Raw genomic sequence first — 23,311 nt, 5'->3', positions numbered from 1 at the left:
AGAAAATAAAAAAACCACAGAATCTGGATGTTGGTGGTTCCATAAAATATAACTACCCTTTATTATCCCCGAACACTTTGCTTTGGCAACAGGGGCGTAACAGATTTCATGTTTCAATCTGTCTCATTATTTATAGGTTTGCGGTATATGCGTGGTCGGGCGGCTGATAAATTTGGTCGGTTTGTTTCCTGGCTGTCAACCATTGGCATTACTCTCGGTGTTGCCGCATTAATTACAGTATTGTCTGTGATGAATGGTTTTGAGCGTTCACTGGAAACCAGTATTCTTGGCTTGATGCCACAGGCGGTTGTGACGTCGGTAAACGGCTCGCTAGACCCAAAAGCGCATCCTGCCAGTGAACTTGCGGCTCTCAAGCAGGTTGACAGGATGACGCCATTGGTGATGGGGGATGTTGTATTGCAAAGCGCCCGGAATGTCGGTGTTGGTGTGATGCTGGGTATCGCTTTTGATGAATATGAGCCGCTGACTGAATATTTAACCGGCGCTTATCGTCATCAACTTGAACCCGGTAGCTACAATGCTATTTTGGGCGAAAAACTGGCTGGGGAGCTTGGGGTAAAACGCGGTGATCGCATTCGCCTGATGGTGCCTGGTGCAAGTCAGTTGACACCAATGGGGCGTATTCCTAGTCAGCGTCTATTTACTGTTATTGGCACTTTTGCGTCTAATAGCGAAGTCGATGGCACACAGATTCTGGTTAATCAGCAAGATGCAGCTCGTCTGATGCGCTATCCACCAGGTCACATCACTGGCTGGCGTCTCTATCTCTCAGAACCATTGGCTGTAGATAGTTTGAGCTTACAAACCATGCCGGAAGGGTTGTTATGGAAAGATTGGCGCGAACGTAAAGGTGAGTTTTTCCAAGCGGTCAGGATGGAAAAAAATATGATGGGCTTATTGTTAAGCCTGATTATTGCCGTGGCTGCGTTCAATATCATCACTTCGCTTGGTTTACTGGTCATGGAAAAACAGGGAGAAGTGGCGATTTTGCAGACACAGGGACTGGTACGTCGTCAGGTTATGGCGATTTTTATGATCCAGGGAGCCGGAGCCGGGATCATCGGCACTTTACTGGGAACTGGGCTTGGTGTTCTGCTTTCCAGTCAGCTTAATAACTTAATGCCACTGATTGGCTTATTGACCTCAGGTGTTGAGCTGCCTGTTGCCATTGAGCCGCTACAGGTTGCTACAATCGCAATTTCAGCGATGGCGATTGCTCTATTGTCTACGTTATATCCTTCCTGGCGTGCTGCTGCCATTCAACCTGCTGAGGCTTTGCGTTATGAATAATCAACCACTATTGTTGTGTAATAATCTGTGTAAAAAATACCAGGAAGGGCAAGTACTGACCGAAGTGCTGAAAAATGTCACTTTTGCTATCAATCAGAGTGAAATGATGGCGATTGTGGGAAGTTCCGGTTCAGGTAAGAGTACGCTTCTGCATTTGCTTGGTGGGTTGGATACACCGACTTCTGGTGAAGTCCTTTTTAAAGGGCACTCTTTGAATAAAATGTCCTCCGGAGCCAGAGCAGAACTGCGAAATCATGAATTGGGCTTTATTTATCAGTTTCACCATCTGTTGCCAGATTTTAATGCGGTAGAGAATGTCGCTATGCCACTGTTAATTGGTGGTAAAAATCGCGGTCAGGCACAGAAGAAAGCATTCGAAATGCTGGCGGCTGTTGGTTTGGAGAAGCGTGCTCATCACCGTCCATCAGAATTGTCAGGGGGAGAACGCCAGCGTGTGGCAATTGCCAGAGCGTTGGTTAATGAACCTTCTTTAGTTTTAGCGGATGAACCTACCGGTAACCTCGATTTACGTAATGCAGATAGCATCTTTGCATTATTGGGTGAGCTTAACCGGCAGCAAGGCACGGCATTTCTGGTTGTCACCCATGATTTGAATCTCGCCGGCAGGTTAAATCGTCAGGTGGAGATGCGTGATGGCTATTTACAGGATGAATTGACCGTGACGGGAGCGTTGTAATGGCGAATTTGCCTCTCTCTTTGGTCACTGCCTTGAGATTTAGTCGCGGGCGTCGCCGTGGCGGTATGGTATCTCTGATTTCGGTGATTTCTACGTTAGGGATTATGCTTGGTGTCGCTGTTCTCATCATTGGTCTAAGTGCCATGAATGGTTTTGAACGAGAATTGAGAAACCGCATCCTTTCTGTTGTTCCTCATGGTGAAATTTATACGGTTCATCAGCCTTTTGAACAGTGGCAGCCTGCATTGGAACGGGTAAAAAACACCACCGGTGTGGTTGCGGCTTCACCTTATATTACTTTCACTGGATTGATGGAAAAAGGTGCCAGCTTGCATGCTGTTCAGGTGAGAGGGGTTGATTTAGCCACGGAATCTCAGGTCAGCTCATTACCACAATTTGTCCAAGATAATGTCTGGCAAAATTTTCAGGCGGGTCATCAACAGGTCATTCTGGGGCAGGGAGTTGCTAATGCTTTAAAGGTTAAGCAGGGTGATTGGTTGACTGTCATGATCCCGAACAATGATCCCGAAATGAAACTGTTGCAACCAAAACGGATTCGTTTACAAGTTAGCGGGATTTTTCAATTGAGTGGTTTGCTTGATCATAGTTTGGCTTTGGTCCCTTTGGCCGATGCTCAACAATATTTAGATTATGGGCAAGGGATCACTGGCATTGCAATCAAGGTTGATGATGTATTTGCCGCTGATCAACGAGTAAGGTCTGCCGGGGAAGCATCACAGGAATATGTCTATATCAGTAGTTGGATAAGAAATTATGGCTATATGTATCATGATATTCAGATGGTACGTAGCATTATGTATCTGGCGATGATTCTGGTGATTGGCGTGGCATGTTTTAATATCGTTTCTACCCTGATTATGGCGGTAAAAGATAAAAGCAGTGATATTGCTATCCTGCGAACCCTCGGCGCTAAGGATAGGCAAATTAGAGCAGTTTTTCTCTGGTATGGGTTATTGACGGGGATGACGGGCAGTATTGCTGGTGCTGTAGCTGGCGTGTTGGCATCACTGAATCTGACAGCGCTTATTCATGGGCTGGAAAAGCTGATCGGGCATCAATTTCTTTCCGGTGATGTTTACTTCATTGATTTCCTGCCATCTGAGTTGCATGGCATGGATGTTCTGTATGTTCTGGCGACGGCTCTGATTCTGAGTTTATTAGCCAGTTGGTATCCGGCAAGGCGGGCAAGTAGACTTGATCCGGCACGAATTTTAAGTGGAAAATAATTAATCTATTATTGGCATGAGCTAATCAAAACGTTATGGTATAAAAAATAGAAACCTAAGCAACATTTAAGAAATCTTGAAGGAAATCAGTATGCGAGTTCGTCGTCGGCTTAGTCGGCTTGGCCGGCTTCGTAAGGTTAAGCGTTTGAGGCATCAGAGATTTCGTAGCCGGATTTTTTATAGGGACAATCGATTGGCGCTTAATATGAAAAAACCTTACATCGTGGTATTGACAGGAGCCGGTATTTCGGCCGAATCGGGTATTCGGACTTTCCGTTCCTCTGATGGGTTGTGGGAAGAACATCGGGTGGAAGATGTTGCTACACCTGAAGGTTTTCAGAAGGATCCAGAATTGGTGCAGGCATTTTATAATGCTCGGCGTCATCAACTTCAGCAATCAGAGATAAAACCGAACGTAGCGCATTATGCTTTAGCCGCGCTGGAGCATGAACTTGGCGATAATTTTTTGTTGATTACTCAGAATATCGATGATCTTCATGAGCGGGCGGGTAGCTATCGCACGGTGCATATGCATGGTGAGTTGTTCAAAATTCGTTGTTGCCAATCTGGGCAAGTGTTTGAGTGGACAGACGATTTAACGACAGATGAACGTTGCCATTGTTGTCAGTTCCCTTCACCATTGCGCCCACATGTTGTTTGGTTTGGTGAAATGCCTTTGGAGATGGAACAGATCTATTCTGCACTGGCTCAGGCAGATATTTTTATCGCTATTGGCACTTCTGGCCATGTTTATCCTGCGGCTGGATTTGTACATGAAGCTAAACTGGCAGGGGCGCACACGGTAGAGCTGAACTTAGAACCGAGTCAGGTAGAAAGTTTATTTGATGAAAAGCATTATGGACCAGCCAGTAAGATAGTCGATGAGTATGCTCGAAGGTTAATTGATAGTATTAAAGAATTTAAAGCTGATTTGACGCAATAATTATTGTGTTTCTCTTCCTCATAATGGGTAACAAAATCCCTGGGGGAAGAGAATAATGGACAGATTACTAGAACGTTTTTTTAAATACATATCTTTTGATACTCAGTCAAAGCCGTCAGCGAAGACGATTCCCAGTAGTCATGGGCAGCTCGAACTCGCCAAAGCGCTGAAACAGGAGTTGATCGAATTAGGTTTTTCCAATGTGGTACAGGATGCTCATGGCTGTGTTATGGCAACATTACCTGCCAATACATCTTGGCCTGTACCTGCTATCGGTTTTATTGCTCACCTTGATACTTCACCTGATTTTTCTGGAAAAAATATAAGTCCACAAATGTTGGAAAATTATCGAGGTGGTGAAATTGCGCTGGGGGCGGGTAATGAAGTGTTATCACCGGTTATGTTTCCTATTTTGCATAATATGTTGGGGAAAACACTGATTACCACCGATGGTAAAACGTTGCTTGGTGCCGATGATAAAGCGGGTATTGCAGAAATCATTACTGCAATGGTTCGTCTGAAAAATAGCAATATCTTACATGGTGATATTCGGATTGCGTTTACACCTGATGAGGAGATAGGTAAGGGAGCACGCTATTTTGATATTAATTCATTTGATGCTGAGTGGGCATATACCGTAGATGGTGGTGGTGTAGGTGAACTGGCATTTGAAAATTTCAATGCGGCGGTAGTAACCGTTAAGATTGTTGGTAATAATGTTCACTCTGGTAGTGCTAAGAATGTGATGATCAATGCTTTATCACTGGCGATCCATATCCATCAAGCATTGCCATCGGAAGAGACACCGGAACATACCGATGGGTATGAAGGCTTCTATCATTTGCAACGTATTAAAGGCACAGTTGAGTGTGCTGAAATGCACTATATCATTCGTGATTTTGATCGGAATAACTTCGAAGAACGTAAAAAGAAGATGATTAAAATTGCTGAAAAAGCCGGTGAGGGATTGCATCCTGGTTGTTATATCGAACTGACTATCGATGACAATTATTACAACATGCATGATGAAGTTATCAAATATCCGCATGTTATTGAGATTGCCAAACAGGCAATGCTGGATTGTAATATTGAACCCATTATTAAACCGATTCGTGGCGGTACTCATGGCGCACAATTGTCGTTTCGTGGTTTACCTTGCCCGAATATATTCATGGGGGGGTATAATTATCATGGCAAACATGAATTTGTTTCGTTGGAAGGAATGGAACAGGCTGTCAGTGTTGTTATGCGCATTGCTGAATTAACCGCACTGTTGTCTAAAAAGTCGGAAATGAGTCAGGCGTTTTGCAGTAGGAGTTAATTTGATCGGATATTAACGGCAAACCCTGGCACTACCAGTTCTTAACAAACTCTGCGGAATTTTCCTTCCTGAATGCTAATTGAGAGCGAAGCGAACTTAAGAAGTCCCCACTATAATCACTTGTGATTTAGTGGGGAGAAAATCAATATTATTGAAATCAACCTCTTGGGATGAGGTATCAATCATTAAAGTACCAGTAACCACTATTGACCAATGCAGTGAGCAGTCTGATAAAACGAACATCATCTATCGCTTCACCAAGCATTTCTGCATTAATTTCATAATGGCAGCAAAGAACATCAGCCGCTTTAATATGAGGTGTATCTATTAATTCACCGTTAACAAAGCACTGATCACCAACCCTGATAACCCGTAATCCGTTAAGACGGTGGAGATTTTCACCTTGTTTCATTAATTCATAAATTTCATCACTTTCATAAGGTGGCTCTGGTGGCGCAATATCAAGTTCATGCCGTGACTGAGAAATGAATTCACCAAACCATTGTTGGAAAGTGTCAGGCTGTGCCAATAACTCGTTCATCATGGTGTGTAGCGCTGATAATTCATGCGGCTGGACCAGCGCCGGATTTTCGCGGAAAGTCAGATCGGCATCGCTATAACGATAGCTGCCTAAATCATTAGCCAGCACATAATCGGCGAAGCTACTGAACAGTTCACGGGAATTGGGGGCGCGGAAACCAACTGAATAATTTAGTGAATCTTCGATGGAATAACCTTCATGAGGAAATCCTGGTGGGATATAGAGGATATCGCCTGGTTCCATCTCTTCGTCAATAACGGCACTAAAGGGATCGACCTGTAATAGATCGGGGTGAGGGCAGCGTTGTTCCATTGGTAGCTTTTCCCCAACGCGCCAGCGACGGCGGCCCATTCCTTGAATGATAAACACATCGTATTGGTCTAGATGCGGACCAACACCACCACCGGGAACGGAGAAGGAGACCATCAGATCATCTATCCGCCAGTCAGATAATACGCGGAATGGTTGCATTAATGCGGCGGAAGGACGGTGCCAGTGATTAACCGCTTGTACCAGCAGTGACCACTCTTTTTCACCTAAATGATCGTAACTTTCGAATGGACCATGAGAGACATCCCAACGGCCATTTTTCTGGCTGACCAGACGGCAGTCAACTTCATTTTCCATAGCCAGCCCCGCGAGTTCATCGGGAGTAAGGGGATCAATGAATTGACGGAAGCCTTGTTTAATCAGTAAAGGCCGTTTTTGCCAATGATTATGCAAAAATGCCTGCCAGTCCAGATTCAACTGATAGTCCATAGTGACATCCTGAGTGTGAAGTGAATTTCAGGGTATTATAACGAATAGTTAAACTCAGTATCAGACTACACTGGCATATTTAACTAATCATCATCATTAATTTGCTGGCATCGGAATATAACGCAAATTCTGGCACCACCAAGTGGACTGTCACTGATACTGATATCACCTTTATATTGTTCGATAATTTCAGAAGCAATTGACAATCCAAGCCCTTGACCAGGCTTCAAAGTATCAACACGTTGACCTCGTTGGAAAATGATGTCCCATTTTTCAATTGGCACCCCTGGACCATCGTCGTCGACAATAATCATTACCGAATCGTGATCAATCGTCACAGAGATCTCAACAAATTTAAGGCAGTACTTACAGGCGTTTTCCAACACATTACCCATGACTTCCATAAAGTCATTTTTCTCACCAAGCCAGGTGATCTCCGGTGAGACATCTAACGTGAGACTGACACTTTTACGCTGATAGACTTTTGTTAAAGCGCTGCATAGGCTATCTAGTAAAGCAGGAACAGAAGAGACTTTCCGCATAATAGTACTGTGTTCACTGCGCATACTGGCACGATGCAGATAATAGCCTATCTGCTGAGAAATACGGCCAATTTGCTCAAGCATGATAGGTTCTGCCTGTTGAATAGTCATTTGTTTGCTGTCACGCAAAGAACGGAGAGTTGATTGTAAAACAGCCAGTGGCGTTTTCAAGCTGTGTGTCAGATCAGCCAGTGTTGTTCGGTATTTTGTATAGCGATTGCGTTCATTATTGAGCAACACATTAAGGTTACGAACTAGCCCCCGCAGCTCTGTTGGTGGATTTTCATCCAATTTTTCCCGCTCACCTTTTTCTAATGAACTGATCTGATGAATAAGCGATTTAATTGGCCGTAAACTCCAGTGTGCGGCCAGCCAGATTAATGGGATAACCAGAATAAGATTGGCAATCAATACATAACCGAACCATTCCCACACTAGAACTGTTTTTTGTAAATCCTGTGGAATGGTATCGATGACGACAATGGTTAACGCTGGCAAATGAGCTGTTGCACTATATCTGTTGACAGAGACGGAGTGAGTTAGCTCATTATCTTCATTTTCGTCAAGTGAATTAAGTTTACCTAATTGTCCTTGTGTGTTAGCCGAGTTTTTTAGCAAATCCCGGCTGCTTTTTAGGTCAGTATCTAGTTCATATAAACCGTCTTCTTTTAACCATTCACTAGGAATAGAGTTTTCGACTTTTGGGATATGGTGTTGACGCCAGAGGATGGCACCTTTGTTGTTATAAATCAGAACCAATGATGGGTTATTCAGTGTGAAATTGGGGGGGACTGAAATATCTAGCTGATTGTTATTCCACTGAGCAAGGCTGAAAAATAGATTACTCTGACTACGTAGCAGTGTATAAGCAGTTTTATCAAAACTGACCAGGTAACCGACAATGGCAACAATACCGTAAGACATGGTAAGAGCAAGAATAACCGCAGCAGTTGCCATTAAAAACCGGGTACGGAGTGAGAAAGGCTGCTTTTTGTGCTTAAGCACTTTTTTACCTATGAAAGTTTTACACATCGAAGCGATAGCCTTGGCCCCGGACAGTCACGATAGCTTCATAAGGCCAAATATCTAATATTTTTTTTCTTAGTCGGCCGATTAAGACATCGATGGAGTGACCTTCGCGCAGTTCAGCATCGGGATATAATTGGCGCATTAATGACTCTTTAGTGACAACTTTATCGCTATTACACATCAGTATTTCAATGATTCGGTATTCAAACGCCGTTAGTTTGACGCTCTCCCCGTAAACTGTAAATTCCTTGCGTGACAGATCGATTTTGAAAGGTGGGAATTCAATAATCTGAGAAACCAGCCCATTATTACGGCGTAGGAGTGCCTGCATACGGGCAATAATTTCCTCAAGATGAAAGGGCTTGGTAACATAATCATCTGCTCCTGCATCAAGAACCGTGACTTTTTCTTGCCAGCTTTCGCGGGCGGTCAAAACAAGAATGGGGAGTTTTTCATCTTTTTGGCGCCAGCGACGGATCAAACTCAAACCATCTTCTCCGGGCAAACCAAGATCAACAATGGCAATATCGGGTTCGCTCTCGACCAGATAGTAATCGGCTTCTTTGGCGTTTGCAGCGGCATCAACTAGATGACCGGTGTCACGAAGCTGTACCGTTAGATGGTGACGCAGTAACATGTTGTCTTCAACGATCAATATCCGCATGGAATAATTCCTCTCCAGCAGGCAGTTATTGTAATAATCAATTCATTCGGACTATTATATAGACAAAACTGCCAGTAAAAAATTCAATGTCATGGTTCTGCTGAGTATGTTAGATACATGGATCTGTAACAGCAAGACGTTAAGTGGAAATAGAGAATATAACTTTAGAGTATGTTTGGGATTGGTTTATATAAGGATAGCAACAGACGGATGTTTTATCCGTCTGTTGAATATCAACTACTTCAATTCATCAACCAGTGTGATTGCACGGCCAATATAATTTGCTGGCGTCATGGCTTTCAATCGTATTTTCTCTTCTTCCGGTAAATCCAGTCCATCGATAAAGGTTTTCATTCCTTCACCGTTGACGCGTTTACCGCGGGTAAGTTCTTTGAGTTTTTCATAAGGCTTTTCGATACCATAGCGACGCATCACTGTCTGGATAGGTTCAGCCAGCACTTCCCAGTTTTTATCTAGCTCATCCAGCAGGTGCTGCTCATTGACTTCTAACTTATTTAAGCCTTTCATCGTAGATTGATAAGCGATCAGAGCATATCCCAGGCCAACTCCAAGGTTACGCAATACAGTTGAATCAGTCAGATCTCGTTGCCAACGGGAAATCGGTAACTTGCTTGCCAGATGACCAAATACCGCATTTGCCAGCCCCAAATTGCCTTCCGAGTTTTCAAAATCAATTGGATTGACTTTGTGTGGCATAGTGGAAGAACCGATTTCACCGGCAACCGTTTTCTGTTTGAAATGGTTAAGTGCGATGTAACCCCAAATGTCACGGTCAAAATCGATCAGAATCGTGTTGAAACGGGCGATAGTATCGAACAATTCAGCAATATAATCATGGGGTTCGATTTGGGTCGTGTATGGATTCCATTTGATGCCGAGTGAAGTCACAAAAGTTTCACTAAACTGATGCCAATCAACCTGTGGGTAAGCGGCTATATGGGCATTATAGTTACCTACGGCACCATTAATTTTACCGAGTATTTCGACTTGTTCCAGTTGGCGATACTGGCGTTCCATCCGGTGAGCAACATTGGCAAACTCTTTACCAACCGTGGAAGGTGTGGCTGGTTGGCCGTGAGTGCGAGATAACAGTGGTAAGTCTCGATATTCACTCGCCATTTTTTTGATGGTATCAATCATCTGACGCCATTGGGGTAAAAGTACTTCTTCTCGGGCGGTTTGTAGCATCAGCGCATAAGCTAGATTGTTAATATCTTCAGAAGTACAGGCAAAGTGAATAAACTCAGAAACTTGATGTAGTGCAGGAATATGTGCAACTTTCTCTTTCAGAAAATATTCCACTGCTTTGACATCGTGGTTAGTGGTGCGTTCGATAGTTTTAATACGCATTGCATCCTGTTCATTGAAATTTGCGATAATTTCATTCAGGTAAGCGTTTGCGTCTGTATCAAACGCGGGAACTTCTTTAATTTCAGCACATTCTGCCAGTTTTTGCAGCCAACGTACTTCAACCTGTACGCGGAATTTCAGTAAGCCAAACTCACTAAAAATGGTACGTAATACGCTGACTTTATCGCCGTAACGGCCATCGATCGGAGAAACAGCAGTCAGTGAGGATAATTCCATTGGTAGCAACTCCCGGATTTTATTTAACAATGAGAAAGAATATCTTTCGCCTGTTGGATCAGACGTTGACGAGAAAACATTAATTGCAAGCGACCACCGCCAACTTGTTGCCATAAGACCGCGCAACGGACGCCAGCCAGTAAAATAGCCCGGACTTTCGCTTGTACCAGTGGATTGCGCAGGATATCAGGGGAACCAGTCACTTGGATGCGTGGACCTAATGGGCTGATAACATCGACATAAATACCGGCCAACGCATTGAACATCCCTTCTGACATGGGTTCGAAATATGCCTGTTGACGTTCAAGTAAACTGATACGGTTACCCAATGCATCGGAAGCTGCCTGATTTTTCATTAGCCGGCGCTCCAATGCTATCAGACTCAAGATATAGCGGGTAAGATCGGCAGAAATACCATTGTTAGAGCTATTAAACATCCCTAGCATTGCGTTCAGCCCAATTTTCAGATTGCGTTCATGATTGCCGAACACATCTAAAACAGATGCCGGGTTGGTGTTTAAAATGCTATTAACCATGGTGGTAACAGCATCAGTATCACACTGGTTTTCATGAGACAGTTGTTGTACCAAGCGACCTGACTGGCAAATTCCCGCCAGCGCTAGTGTAATGTTGTAATGATTCTTTGCCACAATTACTCCTGCAAACGTTGTTCGATCACTCCACCGCCAAGACAAACTTCACCCTGATAAAAGACGGCTGATTGGCCGGGGGTGACTGCGGCGACAGGATTAGCAAAATGGACTTCTATTTTATCTTCGCTTATAGGGGTGACAGAGCAAGGAATATCTTGCTGACGATAACGTGTTTTGACGACGCAATGGATTTTTTCAGTTAATGTCTGTCTGTCAACCCAGTAAAGTTGCTGAGCAATAAGGCCGGTAGACATTAAACGGGGGTGTTCATGCCCCTGTGCCACGATCAGGATGTTGTTCTGAACGTCTTTATCTATGACATACCACGGCTCTTCGCTGCCTTCTTTCGTTCCACCGATTCCCAGACCTTTACGTTGACCCAATGTGTGGTACATCAGCCCCTGATGTTCACCAAGGGATTCTCCATCTACTGTCATAATCGGGCCAGGTTTGGCGGGTAAATAACGGCCAAGGAAGTCACGGAATTTGCGCTCGCCAATAAAACAGATACCGGTGGAATCTTTTTTCTTTGCCGTCACCAGACCGATTTTTTCAGCGATACGACGAACCTCTGGTTTTTCCAGTTCACCGACCGGAAATAGGCTTTGAGCAATTTGCTGGTGGCTTAACGTGTATAAGAAGTAGCTTTGGTCTTTATTATTATCCAGCCCACGCAATAATTGGCTTTTACCGTTAATATCTCTGCGGCGAACATAGTGACCTGTTGCGATGTAATCCGCGTTTAAATCCTCAGCAGCGAATTCCAGAAATGCTTTAAACTTAATTTCTTTGTTACATAGAATATCTGGGTTAGGTGTTCTGCCTGCTCGATATTCAGCAAGAAAATGTTCGAAAACATTATCCCAATATTCGGCAGCAAAATTGACGGTATGAAGTTCGATGCCCAACTTATCGCAAACGGATTGGGCATCAGCCAGATCAGTCGCGGCTGAACAGTACTCTTCATCATCATCTTCTTCCCAATTCTTCATGAACAAGCCAGCCACTTGATAACCTTGCTGTTGTAGCAAATAGGCGGAAACGGAGGAGTCTACACCGCCGGACATGCCGACAATGACTTTTTTCTGGCTGTTATCTGACATGGGAATCTCACTGGAGAAAAAAACAAGCGCCGTACTTTAACACGTTGCAAATCGGGGTGCATCAAACGTATCACTGTTTTGCCATTAAATAAACGGAGAAACATAACTATCCAGTAGAGTGAGAGGATGCTTTTCGTTTTGCAGGTAACAGCGAATACTTTCTGCGACGAGTGGAGAACGAAGATAATGGCTACTGAATATTTGTTCTGCTGTAACCCAATGGCAACAATCAATATCACGGTCTTGCGGATGGGGTACGGTTTGTTGTTCCATTTCAACCAGAAACAGAAAACGGATAAAGGGGGTGCCGTCTGGTGCAACCCACTGATGAACTTTCAGCAGTGCTTGCGGCTTAGCCTGAATCCCGGCTTCTTCCCATAATTCGCGTTCCGCCGCTTGTAACAATGTTTCACCAGCCTCAAGATGACCAGCGGGTTGATTCCATAATGCTTTGCCATTAATTGTCTCTTCAACGACCAGGAATTTATTTTGGGCATGGACAATACAGGCAACTGTGATGTGGGGGCTAAACAAAATTAATCTCCTTCCATTCACCGGGTTTCATCTTGCCTAATGGTAAGTTTCCCATACTAAAACGAATCAGCCGAAGTGTAGGAAAACCGATATGTGCTGTCATTCTGCGCACTTGACGATTTCGGCCTTCATAAAGTGTTATTTTTAACCAGCTTACCGGAATATTTTTACGTTCACGAATCGGTGGATGGCGACTCCAGAGCCATGTCGGTTCATGAACTAACTCGACACCTGCGGGTAGGGTAGGCCCATCTTTTAATATGATGCCATTGCGTAACTTATCGAGAGAGATTTCATCGGGAACGCCTTCAACTTGCACATAATAAACTTTGGCTGTTTTTTTATGCGGTTGGGTTAGCTGTGCTTGAAGTTTACCGTCATTCGTCAGAATTAGTAATCCTTCACTGTCACGATCTAAACGCCCGGCAGCATACACATTAGGGAACGGGATAAAATCTTTTAACGTTGTTCTGCCCATTTCATCAGTGAATTGGGGTAAAACATCATAAGGTTTGTTAAATATCAACACTCGACGAGGTTCTATTGGTTTTTTGACAGAATGCGATATTTTTCTTTGGCTGAATCGGTTAAGTTTGTGTTTTTTAATAGCGATATTTGTCATCATAGATCACTGAATAAAATGGAAGGGGCATTATACATTAATCTGCTATCAATTGGCGTTTGCAGAATATTCAAGTAGTATTGACACGTCCCTTACAAAAAATTAACAAGGTATTACGCTTACTTGAAAGGAGAGGTTAATGGAAAGCAAAGTAGTTATTCCGGCGGAAGGTAAAAAAATAACAGTCGACGCTAAAGGTAAACTGGTTGTTCCGAATAACCCGGTCATCCCTTATATCGAAGGGGATGGGATTGGTGTCGATGTTACCCCTGCAATGTTGAAAGTTGTCGATGCAGCGGTTCAGAAAGCCTATCAGGGTGAGCGTAAAATTTCCTGGATGGAAATCTACACCGGTGAAAAATCGACTCATGTATACGGTAAAGATGTTTGGTTGCCGGATGAAACGTTGGATCTGATCCGTGAATATCGCGTCGCCATTAAAGGCCCTCTGACGACGCCAGTTGGTGGCGGCATTCGTTCTCTGAACGTAGCATTGCGCCAGCAATTAGATCTGTATGTTTGCCTGCGTCCTGTTCGTTATTATCAGGGAACGCCAAGCCCGGTCAAACAACCTGAATTGACCGATATGGTTATTTTCCGTGAAAACGCGGAAGATATTTACGCCGGTATTGAATGGAAAGCGGGGTCTGTTGAAGCGGATAAAGTGATCAAATTCCTGCAAGAAGAGATGGGCGTGAATAAAATCCGTTTCCCACAGCAATGTGGTATCGGTGTGAAACCCTGTTCTGAAGAGGGCACTAAACGCTTAGTTCGTGCTGCCATCGAATACGCAATTGATAATGACCGTGAATCTGTCACTCTGGTTCACAAAGGCAACATTATGAAGTTCACCGAAGGTGCTTTCAAAGATTGGGGTTATCAGCTTGCTCGTGAAGAGTTCGGCGGTGAACTGTTGGATGGTGGTCCTTGGGTAAAAATTAAGAATCCGAAAAACGGTAAAGAGATCATTGTCAAAGATGTCATCGCAGATGCGTTTTTACAACAGATTCTGCTGCGTCCTGCTGAATATGATGTTATTGCCTGTATGAACCTGAATGGTGACTATATTTCTGATGCACTAGCTGCTCAGGTTGGTGGTATCGGTATCGCTCCGGGAGCAAATATCGGTGATGAATGTGCTCTGTTTGAAGCGACTCATGGTACAGCACCTAAATATGCCGGTCAGGATAAGGTGAATCCAGGTTCTGTGATTCTTTCCGCTGAGATGATGTTACGCCATATGGGGTGGACAGAAGCCGCAGATCTGATTGTTAAAGGTATGGAAGGCGCGATTGCCGCGAAGACTGTGACTTATGATTTCGAACGTCTGATGGAAGGGGCTAAGCTGCTGAAATGCAGTGAATTTGGTGACGCGATTATTCAGCATATGTAATCTGTCATCTTGCGAAGACTTCACGGTAGCTAATGCTTCCGTGGGGTTTTCTAAATTTTGCCAGTGAGTGTATACTGAAAGTAATATTCGTTCTGTCTAATAGAGAGAGGGAGTAAAAAATGAGTGGCTCAGATGATAAAAAAATAGAGTTTAATACGAGCGATGTACTGAATGCTCTCTTACACCGAGGGCAGAATATGCAACATCTTGCAACTCAGGAAAGTGTTGATAATCTGCGCCGTGAGACCGAGGTTAACTTTGCATCACTTGATAAGTGTTTCGAATCTATTGATAAACGCTTTGAATCTGTTGAGAAGCGATTCGAATTAATAGATAGACGCTTCGAATCTATAGATAAACGTTTCGATGTTATGGATAAACGTTTTGAATCTATAGATAAACGTTTTGATAAACTTGAAGGTAAATTTGATCGACTTCAATGGTTTATTGTTGCGGCGGCACTGGCGTTGCTATTCAAAGAATATATTTTTAAGGCGGCTGCTGTTATCCAGTAACTTGCAATCTCCTGCAAGTTACTGCTAACTCATTCTTCTATCCATTATTTCATCCCTTTTGCTACGGTGTTTTCCAGCTCACACTGAAACGGTCTGAGCTGTGTTGAATTCCTTTGCTCTAATAACCCATTATTATGAAGCCATATTCATATTTATGAATCATTCATGTTAATACACAGAAATTTGATTGATAACAATGTGTCGTTTTTGGCCCTTTTCTAATGAATGTTAGTAGAAACAGATCGAAATGTTTGGTCGAAATGAGATATATATTTCTCTTTTTCATACAGTGTTTGCAATCTTTGCTCAAGTTCATTAATCGATGCTTTAAGGAGTGGATGTTGTGTTTCAGGTAATAAGTCATTGAGTGGTGTCAAAACAAAGAAGCGCTTATGAAACCTCGGATGAGGAACAATCAGGTTCTCCGTAGATATAACCTTGTCTCCGTATAAGAGTAAATCAAGATCCAGCGTTCGAGGAGCATTGACAAACGAGCGTTTCCTGCCGTTGAGAGTTTCAATACTTAGCAATTCGGTGAGCAAAACGACCGGTGTTAGCGATGTTTCAAAGACAACAACGGCATTCAAGTAGTCTGGTGCTCCTGTACTGTCAATCGGTGCTGTTTTATATATCGGACTAAATCGGAAGTTTGTACTTTCCTTCAATGCCAGCAAATGATTTTCTGCTGTTAACAAGTTGTAATAAGGCTGACTAAGATTACTTCCAATTGCTACTGCTGCTATGACTTTTTCGTGCTTCATATCATATTTACTCGCAAAAAATTAAATCACCTGACACTTATTATTCCATCATGAAACCGTATGTTGCTAGCGTGGAACTTTTATCTGGAAAGTATTGCACCGCCATCGATCCTGATGATGTGACCTGTAATATACTCTGAAATTGCAAGAAATCGTACCGCCTCAGCGATGTCTTTGCCATCACCAATTCGGCCAAGGGGGATTTTTTTCAAAGTGGTGAATTTTTCGTTATCGTCCAATTTATTACTTTTTTCAGGCCACATGATCGTTCCCGGAGCAACGCCATTCACCCGGATATTGGGTGCTAACTCTAAAGCGAGGGCTTCTGTGAGTAGTGCGAGGCCCGCTTTTGCAGCACAATAGACAGGATATCCTTTTAGAGGACGCTTAGCATTGATATCTACAATATTGACTATGTTCCCACGAACCTGATGCAGCCAAGGCATGGCAGTTTGGATCAGAAAAAACGGTATTTTTAGATTAATATCGACCAAATCATGCCATTGGCTATGGGAAACAGATCCAATTTCTGTTGGGTAATAGGTTGAGGCATTATTGACTAATATATCCAATTGTCCCCATTCGCTTATTGCTGCATTTATGATGGGTTCACAATTGCATAAATTACTCAGATCGGCTTGCACGGATATTGTAGATTGGGCTCGTATCGAATTTAATTCCTGAACGAGTTGGTTGGCCTCTAATTGGGATGTATTACAGTGTACCACTATATTGAATCCCTCAGCATGCAATGTTTTTGCGATAACCGCGCCTAATCTTCTGGCAGCACCCGTGATCAGTGCAACTCGTCGCTTTCGCATTGATGTAGAATGTTCATTTTTCATATTGATTTTCCGTCATTAAAGTAGATCTCACGAATACAGATAAATTAAGTTTCCATATATTTGTGAACAATCATTTCATTGATTTTTACCCGATTTAAAAATGAAAGGCGTCTGGTATCATCAAGAATACGACGAGCTATACTCATTACCACATTATAAGCTTCCGATAACCAGTATTTTTCCTGCTCCATATCTCCACAGCTGATTGCTACGGTATAGTGGTTCATGTAGATCTCCTGTGCGCGGAGAGCGGGTAGCCATCCCATGTGAATGAGCATATCAATAGCAGATTGGCTATATTTTTTGGCGGCGTCAAAGTCATTTCGGCTGAGGGAAATTTGTCCCATAAGCGATAAAGAAAGGATTTCGCTACGATATATTCCCGCTTGGTGTGCTTCAGAGATATTTTCCTGCAAGATTTCTTCGGCCAAGGAGATATTTTGTTTGGACGGACTACTTTCTCGTTGTAAAAGAAATTCTGCATAGTAATTTCTGACAAGCGTTATCAACGGTAAGCTGCGAGCTAATCTGCTCTCTTTCCACCCTGTTATGAGGTGTTCACGTGCCTTGTCATATTTTCCCCATTCCATATAGACCTTGCCAAGGAGTGCACGATTATTTGCATTCCATGCGTGTGGCGTTTTCTCAGGGATGAAATATTCAAGGCAGCTGAGTAGAAGCGACTCAGCGGTTTCATAATCTCCTAGACTGATATGGACTTGTGCCAGGTAGTTGCAGAAGATGGAAATGTCGAATTTGATGCCGAGGTGCAGGCTTGACTCGTAAACTTTGGACAGATGTTTCATTGCTGCTTCGTAGTTTCCAAAATCGAATTCGCAAACTCCATGTATCGAAGAAATAAAATGGATATGCCTTTGGTTTTCCAATGACAGTTCATGACTTACTGGACTCTGATGCAGGATATCGTGGGCTTGCCGGATCAATTCTCTCCCATGCTTAAGGCTGATTTTCATAGTCTTGTGGCCTAATTCAGCTAATGCAAGGGCTTTGATATAGGGAGTACAACTGTTTTCAGCTAAAATGACTGCATCTTGTATTGCCAAGATGGCTGCTTCCGATGATTGTGTATTGGCGAGGTACTTTCCTTTGAGAACTTTCAGTTTAATATGCGTATCAAGTGATATTTTCTTAGTATAATAAGTTTCTGCCAAGGAGAATAGATCATGTCTTGTCCATTTCTCAGTGAAAGGGAGATGGCATTGTTGATTATAAATGTCATGTATAAACAGTAGCATATAAATACAATCTAGAGTGATTTCATCTTGCAGACAATACGGTTCATTTGCAGCCCTGAGCTGTGTGTAACAATATTTGGCGCAGTGTTCGAAATCTTGACGATTTAATGCTTCGTGTGCTAATCGGTGTAATTCTTGAGCTGGTATCATGCTTGATTACTCAATGGTTTCACAAGTATCTTTAAGTTTAAGCAGCGTAATACTGCTCTCCGAACATGCTTTCCGAAGGACTGCTGTGAATGATCGAACTATGGATTTCACGGTTTTCTGTTGAAAGAGATCAACGTTATATACTAGCTTTGCATATATATTTTCATGCTCTACAGATATCCATAGCGTCATATCTAAAACTGTACCGTCAAAAGGTTCTCTGCCACGCCCTATATCTAAGTTCATGGGTATGGTCTCGATGTTTCGTAAGGTCAATTTTGCGTTGGGAAGCATGATTAACATGACCTGAAAGATGCGTGATCGTACTTTGTGTTTTTCATAAGGAGCGAGTGCATCGGCAATTGTGCCGAAAGACCAATCAATATTATCCTTTGCGTCCAGAGTGATTCGGCGTATCGATTTAGTCAGTAATGTGAATGCTTGTGTATCTTCAACGAATATGCGTGCAGCCCAATTGTTTGCAAAGAAACCGAGATTATTTCCATATTCCGGTTGTCTGTTGTCCGCCGCAGTGCCAATAACGACTTCTTGTTGGGATGAATAATGGGAAAGAACAATTGCCCAAGCTGACATAAGAACCGTATAGGGTGTGGCTCCTATATGGCGGCTGAATTCAAGGACACCAATCTCTTGTGGGATCTGAAACACTTCTGATGCGGAACATCTTGTTTGATAGATTTCTGATTGATTGCATATAGGGAGAGCGAGTAGGGAAGGTGCACCTTCCATTTTATGTTTCCAGTAACTTATTTGACGTTTTACAGATACATCACGGATATATTGTTGTTGCCAGTTAGCATAGTGGCGATATTGTCGTTGTAGATCTTTTGGCAAAGCGACTGATTTGTCACCGCATGCATGGGCATAGAAAGTTGATAATTCGGCAGCGAGAATTCGAATAGACTCACCATCTGCAATCAAGTGATGTAGACAAAGTGTTAAAACCTGCTCGTCTGTTTTGAGAAGAATCAGGCTTACGTGAAACAGCCAGTCGCCTGCATGCCAGATACATTGTGAATTACGTTGTAAGGCGGACATTAATTGTTCGTCTTGACCTTCTTTGGTTATTGCAGAAAGGTCAATTATCTCAATTGGCAGATCGGCATCTTCTTCAAAGTACCCAATCAATGAAGCGGTGGTCCAATCGAATCGGCTACGAAGGATTTCGTGTCGTTTTGTTAGGTGATGCAGTGCTTGCCTTAATGCCTCTCTATCGAGATGACCAATGAGCCGATAAGCGCGGAAAAGGTTATAGTCAGAGGGATCTCCATCAGCGCATAATTTGAGTAATCTCTCTTGTTGAAGAGAGAGTGTGGCGTAGTTATCCGGCGACGCAGGTAAAAGATCGTCAATGTTTCGTGGTGTTTCATTAATCAGCTGTGTAATTTTCTGGGTGAATTTTTGAAGGGTGGGGTTTTCGAAAAGCAATCGCAGAGGTACAGCAACGGCAATATGAGCCGCGACTTGCGATATCGTGTGGGCAGCCTTCATCGAGTCACCGCCGAGTTTGAAGAAATTGTCTGATGGATTCACTCCTTGGCATTCAAGCTGCGATTGCCAAATATTGCTGATATCGTCAGCTAATTTTAAATTTGTCGGGGAAAAGCGATTGTGAACCGGGGTCGGTTGCTGAGCTTCTGTATCGGATAAGTGTAATTTAGTGGCATTGCTGGTGAGTAGTCTTCGTTTAAAGTCATTTAAAAATTGTGCTGCGATGGCACCAGTGATGACTCTATGATCGAATACTAAGGTGAGTGACATGGGGTATCCCTCAAGATCTTTATCACCTCCGATTCCTAGGATGGCGCATTGCTGCTTATTTAACATGGGCTGAAAATGAAGAACATTCTGACCAGACAGGTCGGAAACGGTAAAGGTCGCTCCCGTAACATCTTCAAGGCTTAATTTGTTTTCATGGTATCGGCAGACATAATCGGCGACAGCGGCTTCCACATTTGGCAATGCTAATTGATTTATTTGCCGAATCACGGGGACTCGCAGGCCATGATTCATGTCAATTGCAACGCCAATATTCACTGTGCTGTAGCGATGAATCCGTTGTTTCTCATAATAAGAGCGTAATTGTGGCCAGTCTTGCAGTGTAATACCGAGTATCCACAAAAGATAAGGGAAAATTTGTCCACTGGAATTTGTATCATTTCGCAATTTTTCCCGTAGATTGATGGAATTGAACTGCACGGTGATAGAACTGGGTAATGAGCCATTCTGAGCGTCAGAGAGAATGCGTATTTCAGCTTGTTTCGAAACTTCGATCGGTTCCGTAGTCGTGATATTTTCGACTAATGATAAAATCTTATCCGATTCGTGGGGGTCAGCTAATAGTGTAGTTGTGAATGGCTTTTGAATGTGTTTTTCCACAGCGAAATGTTGTCTGAGGTAATCCAAAGTTATGAGGCCGCTGAATCCCAGTTTTGAAGGATTAATTCTGTGGTGTTCGAGATATGCGGTAGCGGCCTTAGAGAATCTGGCCGTTGCGTTGCTTCTATCCACTTGGAACATGGATGCGTCGGGATCTTCCTTGGTTGGGGTGGAAGTAGGTTCTTGGACGATTTCAGCGATAACATTTCCTACAGCAACCTCATCTCCTGCTTGATACCTCTTAAGCAGATATCCTGACATAGGGCTATGGATTTCCACTATGGCTTTGGAAGCTTCTACCCTCGCGATCATTTGCCCGACAGTGACATAATCTCCCTCTTCGACCAACCATTCTGAGATTAACATTGTCTCGTCGTTGGCGCTTAGCTTCTCAAGAATAATGGTATTTTTCATAATATACCTATTGTGGTCGTATTAATTTCAATTAAAGACATTTATTGTTGAGGCTCAGCCTCTGATATGTATGCCTTAAGAATACGTTCAATCAGCATGTCTTTTCCTGGAATCATAAGGTTTTCAAGGGCTTTACTTGAGGGTATCGCCATACTGGAAGGATATATGCGTATTGTACGAGGTAATAACTTACCCAAAATTTCAGTCAATTGAGCAACGACTTCTGAACCGAAACCCGCAAATCCCTGACCTTCTTCAACGATAATGGCGATTTTGCATTTCGATACGAGTTTGATATATGGGATTACACTAAACGGATATATCTGGAGTGGGCAGATAACTTGAGCAATCACATCGTGTTCTACGAAAAGTTCTTCTGCTACATCTACCAGTAGATCGCTCAGCCCACCATAACCGAAGATTACAACGTCGACGTTTGTTGACAGAGGGCTTACAACGACCGCTGGGAATGGATCGTCAGAGGCATAGCTTGTGAACCCCAATGGAGCATTTCGAATGCTCTTGGTATAGAGGATTTTATTTTCAATAAGAAGAACAGGACCTTCCTCCTGTTTTGCAAGTGTTTTATAGACTATTGCCGGATCGATAAGATTGTTAATTGCCAGTATCGTCAGACCTGGTATTCCCATGAAATGCTTTTCCAGAGTTTGACTATGGGTAGGCCCGTAACCGCGGCCAGCGCCCATTGGTGTCCGGATCACTAATGGAACTTTCACCTGATCGTTGTACATGTCCCTGAACTTGGCTGCGTGATTCAATATTTGGTCAAACGCTAAAGTCAAGAAGTCGCCGAACATGATTTCCACAAAAGGACAATATCCATGCATGGCGAGCCCACATCCGATGCCGACAATAGCGCTTTCGGAGATGGGAGTATTTATGACTTGTTCGGGAAAGCTATCGGACAGGCCATCGGATATCTTAAATGCGCCGCCATAAGGCGCTTTCACGTCTTCTCCTATGAACAGGATATTTTTATCCAGCTCCATGATTTCCAAAAATGCCTTATTGATTGCACGGGATAGCCGAATCTTAGACCCCTGGCTGGGTAGCGGATGAAATGTGGAAGATCGCGATTGCAATTGTGTTTCAGCGCCGTAAAACGGTGATGAGCGAGCCTGTTTTGCCTTTCTTATTGCGTCATTTACTCTTTCTTGAACTCCGGCGACTTCTGTCTCCAATTCAGCAGCACGTTCACGCAGAATGACATTGATGGGATCGATAGTATTAAAGTGTTCGATTTCATCGATGTTTCTTAGATCGTCTCCTTTGGAGTGAGCTTTGAGACGGTAAGTATCGATTTGTAGAAAAGCGGGGTGTCTTTGGTTTCTAGTATAATTTATCAGCTCTTCTGTCTCAGCTATCAGATGTTCCCAATTCCAAACATCAGATTTCGTATATCTCATGCCAAAAGCCTGTGCGCGTTTGCTTATGCTGCCTGATAATGTCTCTGAGATATGAGTAGATTGTGCGTATTGATTGTTTTCTAACACGATCAATAGCGGTAGATCCCACTTTGCTGCGATATTTAATACTTCATATACGACACCCTCTCCGAGAGTGCCATCTCCGATAAATGCTATTGAGATGGAATTATCATGGCGTAACTTCTTGGCGAAAGCTGCCCCGGTTGCTACCGGTAAGATCCCGCCTTGAATCCCGTTAGAAAAAAATCCCTCTTTGCATAGATGTTGACTTCCTCCACGGCCTCCACACACGCCGGTCTCTTTTCCCATCACCTCTGCGATCAGTCCTGTAACATCGCCTGTCCGCGAAAGAAAGTGGCCGTGACATCTATGATTGGAGAATACCCAGTCATTTTTTTTCAGAAACTTGCATACTATTGCGCCTGTTAACTCTTGCCCAATGCATGTATGCACTGTTCCATGGAGCTCTCCAGTGGAATAAAGACGTAACAATGCTTCTTCCGTTTCTCGTATTAGTAGAGATGTCCGTAAGATATCGCTGTCCATATTCGTCAA

At 43.3% G+C, this 23,311-nt stretch carries 20 protein-coding genes; 7 read left to right on the top strand and 13 right to left on the bottom strand.

Annotated elements, in window-relative coordinates; translation table 11 throughout:
• The first annotated feature begins 108 nt into the window (after positions 1–108).
• From lolC to pepT, 5 genes are all read left to right on the top strand, one after another.
• On the top strand, positions 109–1,311 hold the full coding sequence (gene lolC / locus PluTT01m_RS14485; protein ID WP_011147034.1) for a lipoprotein-releasing ABC transporter permease subunit LolC: 1,203 nt from the start codon (positions 109–111) through the stop codon (positions 1,309–1,311).
• Positions 1,304–2,008 carry a lipoprotein-releasing ABC transporter ATP-binding protein LolD gene (gene lolD, locus PluTT01m_RS14480; RefSeq protein WP_011147033.1) on the top strand — a complete coding sequence of 235 codons (705 nt, stop codon included), beginning with the start codon at positions 1,304–1,306 and terminating at the stop codon, positions 2,006–2,008. The genes lolC and lolD overlap by 8 nt, the downstream gene beginning before the upstream one ends.
• On the top strand, positions 2,008–3,255 hold the full coding sequence (lolE, locus tag PluTT01m_RS14475; protein ID WP_011147032.1) for a lipoprotein-releasing ABC transporter permease subunit LolE: 1,248 nt from the start codon (positions 2,008–2,010) through the stop codon (positions 3,253–3,255). The genes lolD and lolE overlap by 1 nt, the downstream gene beginning before the upstream one ends.
• 91 nt (positions 3,256–3,346) lie before the next feature.
• On the top strand, positions 3,347–4,198 hold the full coding sequence (cobB, locus tag PluTT01m_RS14470) for a Sir2 family NAD+-dependent deacetylase (protein ID WP_011147031.1): 852 nt from the start codon (positions 3,347–3,349) through the stop codon (positions 4,196–4,198).
• A 55-nt stretch (positions 4,199–4,253) separates the two neighbouring features.
• On the top strand, positions 4,254–5,519 hold the full coding sequence (gene pepT / locus PluTT01m_RS14465; protein WP_011147030.1) for a peptidase T: 1,266 nt from the start codon (positions 4,254–4,256) through the stop codon (positions 5,517–5,519).
• Between the two features lie 178 nt (positions 5,520–5,697).
• On the opposite strand, the gene PluTT01m_RS14460 is transcribed toward pepT, so the two are convergent.
• From PluTT01m_RS14460 to rluE, 8 genes are all read right to left on the bottom strand, one after another.
• Positions 5,698–6,819: a ribosomal protein uL16 3-hydroxylase gene (locus PluTT01m_RS14460; protein ID WP_011147029.1), complete on the bottom strand. Its 1,122-nt coding sequence runs from the start codon at positions 6,817–6,819 to the stop codon at positions 5,698–5,700.
• 83 nt (positions 6,820–6,902) lie between these two features.
• Positions 6,903–8,366, bottom strand: a complete 1,464-nt coding sequence (phoQ, locus tag PluTT01m_RS14455) for a two-component system sensor histidine kinase PhoQ (protein WP_011147028.1) — start codon at positions 8,364–8,366, stop codon at positions 6,903–6,905.
• A gap of 19 nt (positions 8,367–8,385) precedes the next feature.
• A complete protein-coding gene (gene phoP, locus PluTT01m_RS14450) occupies positions 8,386–9,054 on the bottom strand; it encodes a two-component system response regulator PhoP (RefSeq protein ID WP_011147027.1) in 669 nt (222 codons plus the stop codon).
• A gap of 237 nt (positions 9,055–9,291) precedes the next feature.
• Positions 9,292–10,662, bottom strand: coding sequence for an adenylosuccinate lyase (gene purB / locus PluTT01m_RS14445; protein WP_011147026.1), 1,371 nt, complete (start codon positions 10,660–10,662; stop codon positions 9,292–9,294).
• Between the two features lie 23 nt (positions 10,663–10,685).
• The gene (hflD, locus tag PluTT01m_RS14440) at positions 10,686–11,312 is read right to left on the bottom strand and encodes a high frequency lysogenization protein HflD (RefSeq protein ID WP_011147025.1); all 627 of its coding nucleotides are present in this window, start codon (positions 11,310–11,312) and stop codon (positions 10,686–10,688) included.
• A 2-nt stretch (positions 11,313–11,314) separates the two neighbouring features.
• On the bottom strand, positions 11,315–12,418 hold the full coding sequence (gene mnmA / locus PluTT01m_RS14435) for a tRNA 2-thiouridine(34) synthase MnmA (RefSeq protein ID WP_011147024.1): 1,104 nt from the start codon (positions 12,416–12,418) through the stop codon (positions 11,315–11,317).
• An 84-nt stretch (positions 12,419–12,502) separates the two neighbouring features.
• Positions 12,503–12,952, bottom strand: a complete 450-nt coding sequence (locus tag PluTT01m_RS14430) for an NUDIX domain-containing protein (protein ID WP_011147023.1) — start codon at positions 12,950–12,952, stop codon at positions 12,503–12,505.
• Complete coding sequence (rluE, locus tag PluTT01m_RS14425) at positions 12,945–13,574, bottom strand: 23S rRNA pseudouridine(2457) synthase RluE (RefSeq protein WP_041380117.1); 630 nt, start codon at positions 13,572–13,574, stop codon at positions 12,945–12,947. The genes PluTT01m_RS14430 and rluE overlap by 8 nt, the downstream gene beginning before the upstream one ends.
• A gap of 139 nt (positions 13,575–13,713) precedes the next feature.
• Between rluE and icd the strand changes: the two genes are divergently transcribed.
• Both icd and PluTT01m_RS14415 read left to right on the top strand, forming a co-directional pair.
• Positions 13,714–14,967, top strand: coding sequence for an NADP-dependent isocitrate dehydrogenase (gene icd, locus PluTT01m_RS14420; protein ID WP_011147021.1), 1,254 nt, complete (start codon positions 13,714–13,716; stop codon positions 14,965–14,967).
• Positions 14,968–15,086: 119 nt separating this feature from the next.
• Positions 15,087–15,482 (top strand): hypothetical protein, encoded by a 396-nt coding sequence (locus PluTT01m_RS14415; protein WP_011147020.1) that lies wholly within the window; start codon positions 15,087–15,089, stop codon positions 15,480–15,482.
• A gap of 218 nt (positions 15,483–15,700) precedes the next feature.
• Here the strand turns inward: PluTT01m_RS14415 and folK are convergent, their stop codons facing one another.
• The 5 genes from folK to PluTT01m_RS14390 form a co-directional block, all read right to left on the bottom strand.
• On the bottom strand, positions 15,701–16,243 hold the full coding sequence (folK, locus tag PluTT01m_RS14410; protein WP_011147019.1) for a 2-amino-4-hydroxy-6-hydroxymethyldihydropteridine diphosphokinase: 543 nt from the start codon (positions 16,241–16,243) through the stop codon (positions 15,701–15,703).
• 80 nt (positions 16,244–16,323) lie between these two features.
• Complete coding sequence (locus tag PluTT01m_RS14405) at positions 16,324–17,088, bottom strand: pteridine reductase (RefSeq protein ID WP_011147018.1); 765 nt, start codon at positions 17,086–17,088, stop codon at positions 16,324–16,326.
• Positions 17,089–17,132: 44 nt separating this feature from the next.
• Positions 17,133–18,494 (bottom strand): tetratricopeptide repeat protein, encoded by a 1,362-nt coding sequence (locus PluTT01m_RS14400; protein WP_011147017.1) that lies wholly within the window; start codon positions 18,492–18,494, stop codon positions 17,133–17,135.
• A 6-nt stretch (positions 18,495–18,500) separates the two neighbouring features.
• Complete coding sequence (locus PluTT01m_RS14395) at positions 18,501–21,308, bottom strand: condensation domain-containing protein (protein ID WP_011147016.1); 2,808 nt, start codon at positions 21,306–21,308, stop codon at positions 18,501–18,503.
• A 41-nt stretch (positions 21,309–21,349) separates the two neighbouring features.
• On the bottom strand, positions 21,350–23,302 hold the full coding sequence (locus PluTT01m_RS14390; protein ID WP_011147015.1) for a dehydrogenase E1 component subunit alpha/beta: 1,953 nt from the start codon (positions 23,300–23,302) through the stop codon (positions 21,350–21,352).
• Positions 23,303–23,311: the final 9 nt, after the last annotated feature.

It is taken from the genome of Photorhabdus laumondii subsp. laumondii (genome assembly GCF_003343245.1).
In the GTDB taxonomy this organism is placed as follows: Bacteria; Pseudomonadota; Gammaproteobacteria; order Enterobacterales; family Enterobacteriaceae; genus Photorhabdus; species Photorhabdus laumondii.
This window is presented reverse-complemented; position numbering and strand designations above follow the sequence as displayed.

Bases quoted from the DNA above. Each gene is read 5' to 3' on its own strand.
- lolC (WP_011147034.1), top strand. From the start codon at position 109: ATGTTTCAATCTGTCTCATTATTTATAGGTTTGCGGTATATGCGTGGT.
- lolD (WP_011147033.1), top strand. From the start codon at position 1,304: ATGAATAATCAACCACTATTGTTGTGTAATAATCTGTGTAAAAAATAC.
- lolE (WP_011147032.1), top strand. From the start codon at position 2,008: ATGGCGAATTTGCCTCTCTCTTTGGTCACTGCCTTGAGATTTAGTCGC.
- cobB (WP_011147031.1), top strand. From the start codon at position 3,347: ATGCGAGTTCGTCGTCGGCTTAGTCGGCTTGGCCGGCTTCGTAAGGTT.
- pepT (WP_011147030.1), top strand. From the start codon at position 4,254: ATGGACAGATTACTAGAACGTTTTTTTAAATACATATCTTTTGATACT.
- PluTT01m_RS14460 (WP_011147029.1), bottom strand. From the start codon at position 6,819: ATGGACTATCAGTTGAATCTGGACTGGCAGGCATTTTTGCATAATCAT.
- phoP (WP_011147027.1), bottom strand. From the start codon at position 9,054: ATGCGGATATTGATCGTTGAAGACAACATGTTACTGCGTCACCATCTA.
- purB (WP_011147026.1), bottom strand. From the start codon at position 10,662: ATGGAATTATCCTCACTGACTGCTGTTTCTCCGATCGATGGCCGTTAC.
- mnmA (WP_011147024.1), bottom strand. From the start codon at position 12,418: ATGTCAGATAACAGCCAGAAAAAAGTCATTGTCGGCATGTCCGGCGGT.
- rluE (WP_041380117.1), bottom strand. From the start codon at position 13,574: ATGACAAATATCGCTATTAAAAAACACAAACTTAACCGATTCAGCCAA.
- icd (WP_011147021.1), top strand. From the start codon at position 13,714: ATGGAAAGCAAAGTAGTTATTCCGGCGGAAGGTAAAAAAATAACAGTC.
- PluTT01m_RS14415 (WP_011147020.1), top strand. From the start codon at position 15,087: ATGAGTGGCTCAGATGATAAAAAAATAGAGTTTAATACGAGCGATGTA.
- folK (WP_011147019.1), bottom strand. From the start codon at position 16,243: ATGAAGCACGAAAAAGTCATAGCAGCAGTAGCAATTGGAAGTAATCTT.
- PluTT01m_RS14405 (WP_011147018.1), bottom strand. From the start codon at position 17,088: ATGAAAAATGAACATTCTACATCAATGCGAAAGCGACGAGTTGCACTG.
- PluTT01m_RS14400 (WP_011147017.1), bottom strand. From the start codon at position 18,494: ATGATACCAGCTCAAGAATTACACCGATTAGCACACGAAGCATTAAAT.
- PluTT01m_RS14395 (WP_011147016.1), bottom strand. From the start codon at position 21,308: ATGAAAAATACCATTATTCTTGAGAAGCTAAGCGCCAACGACGAGACA.
- PluTT01m_RS14390 (WP_011147015.1), bottom strand. From the start codon at position 23,302: ATGGACAGCGATATCTTACGGACATCTCTACTAATACGAGAAACGGAA.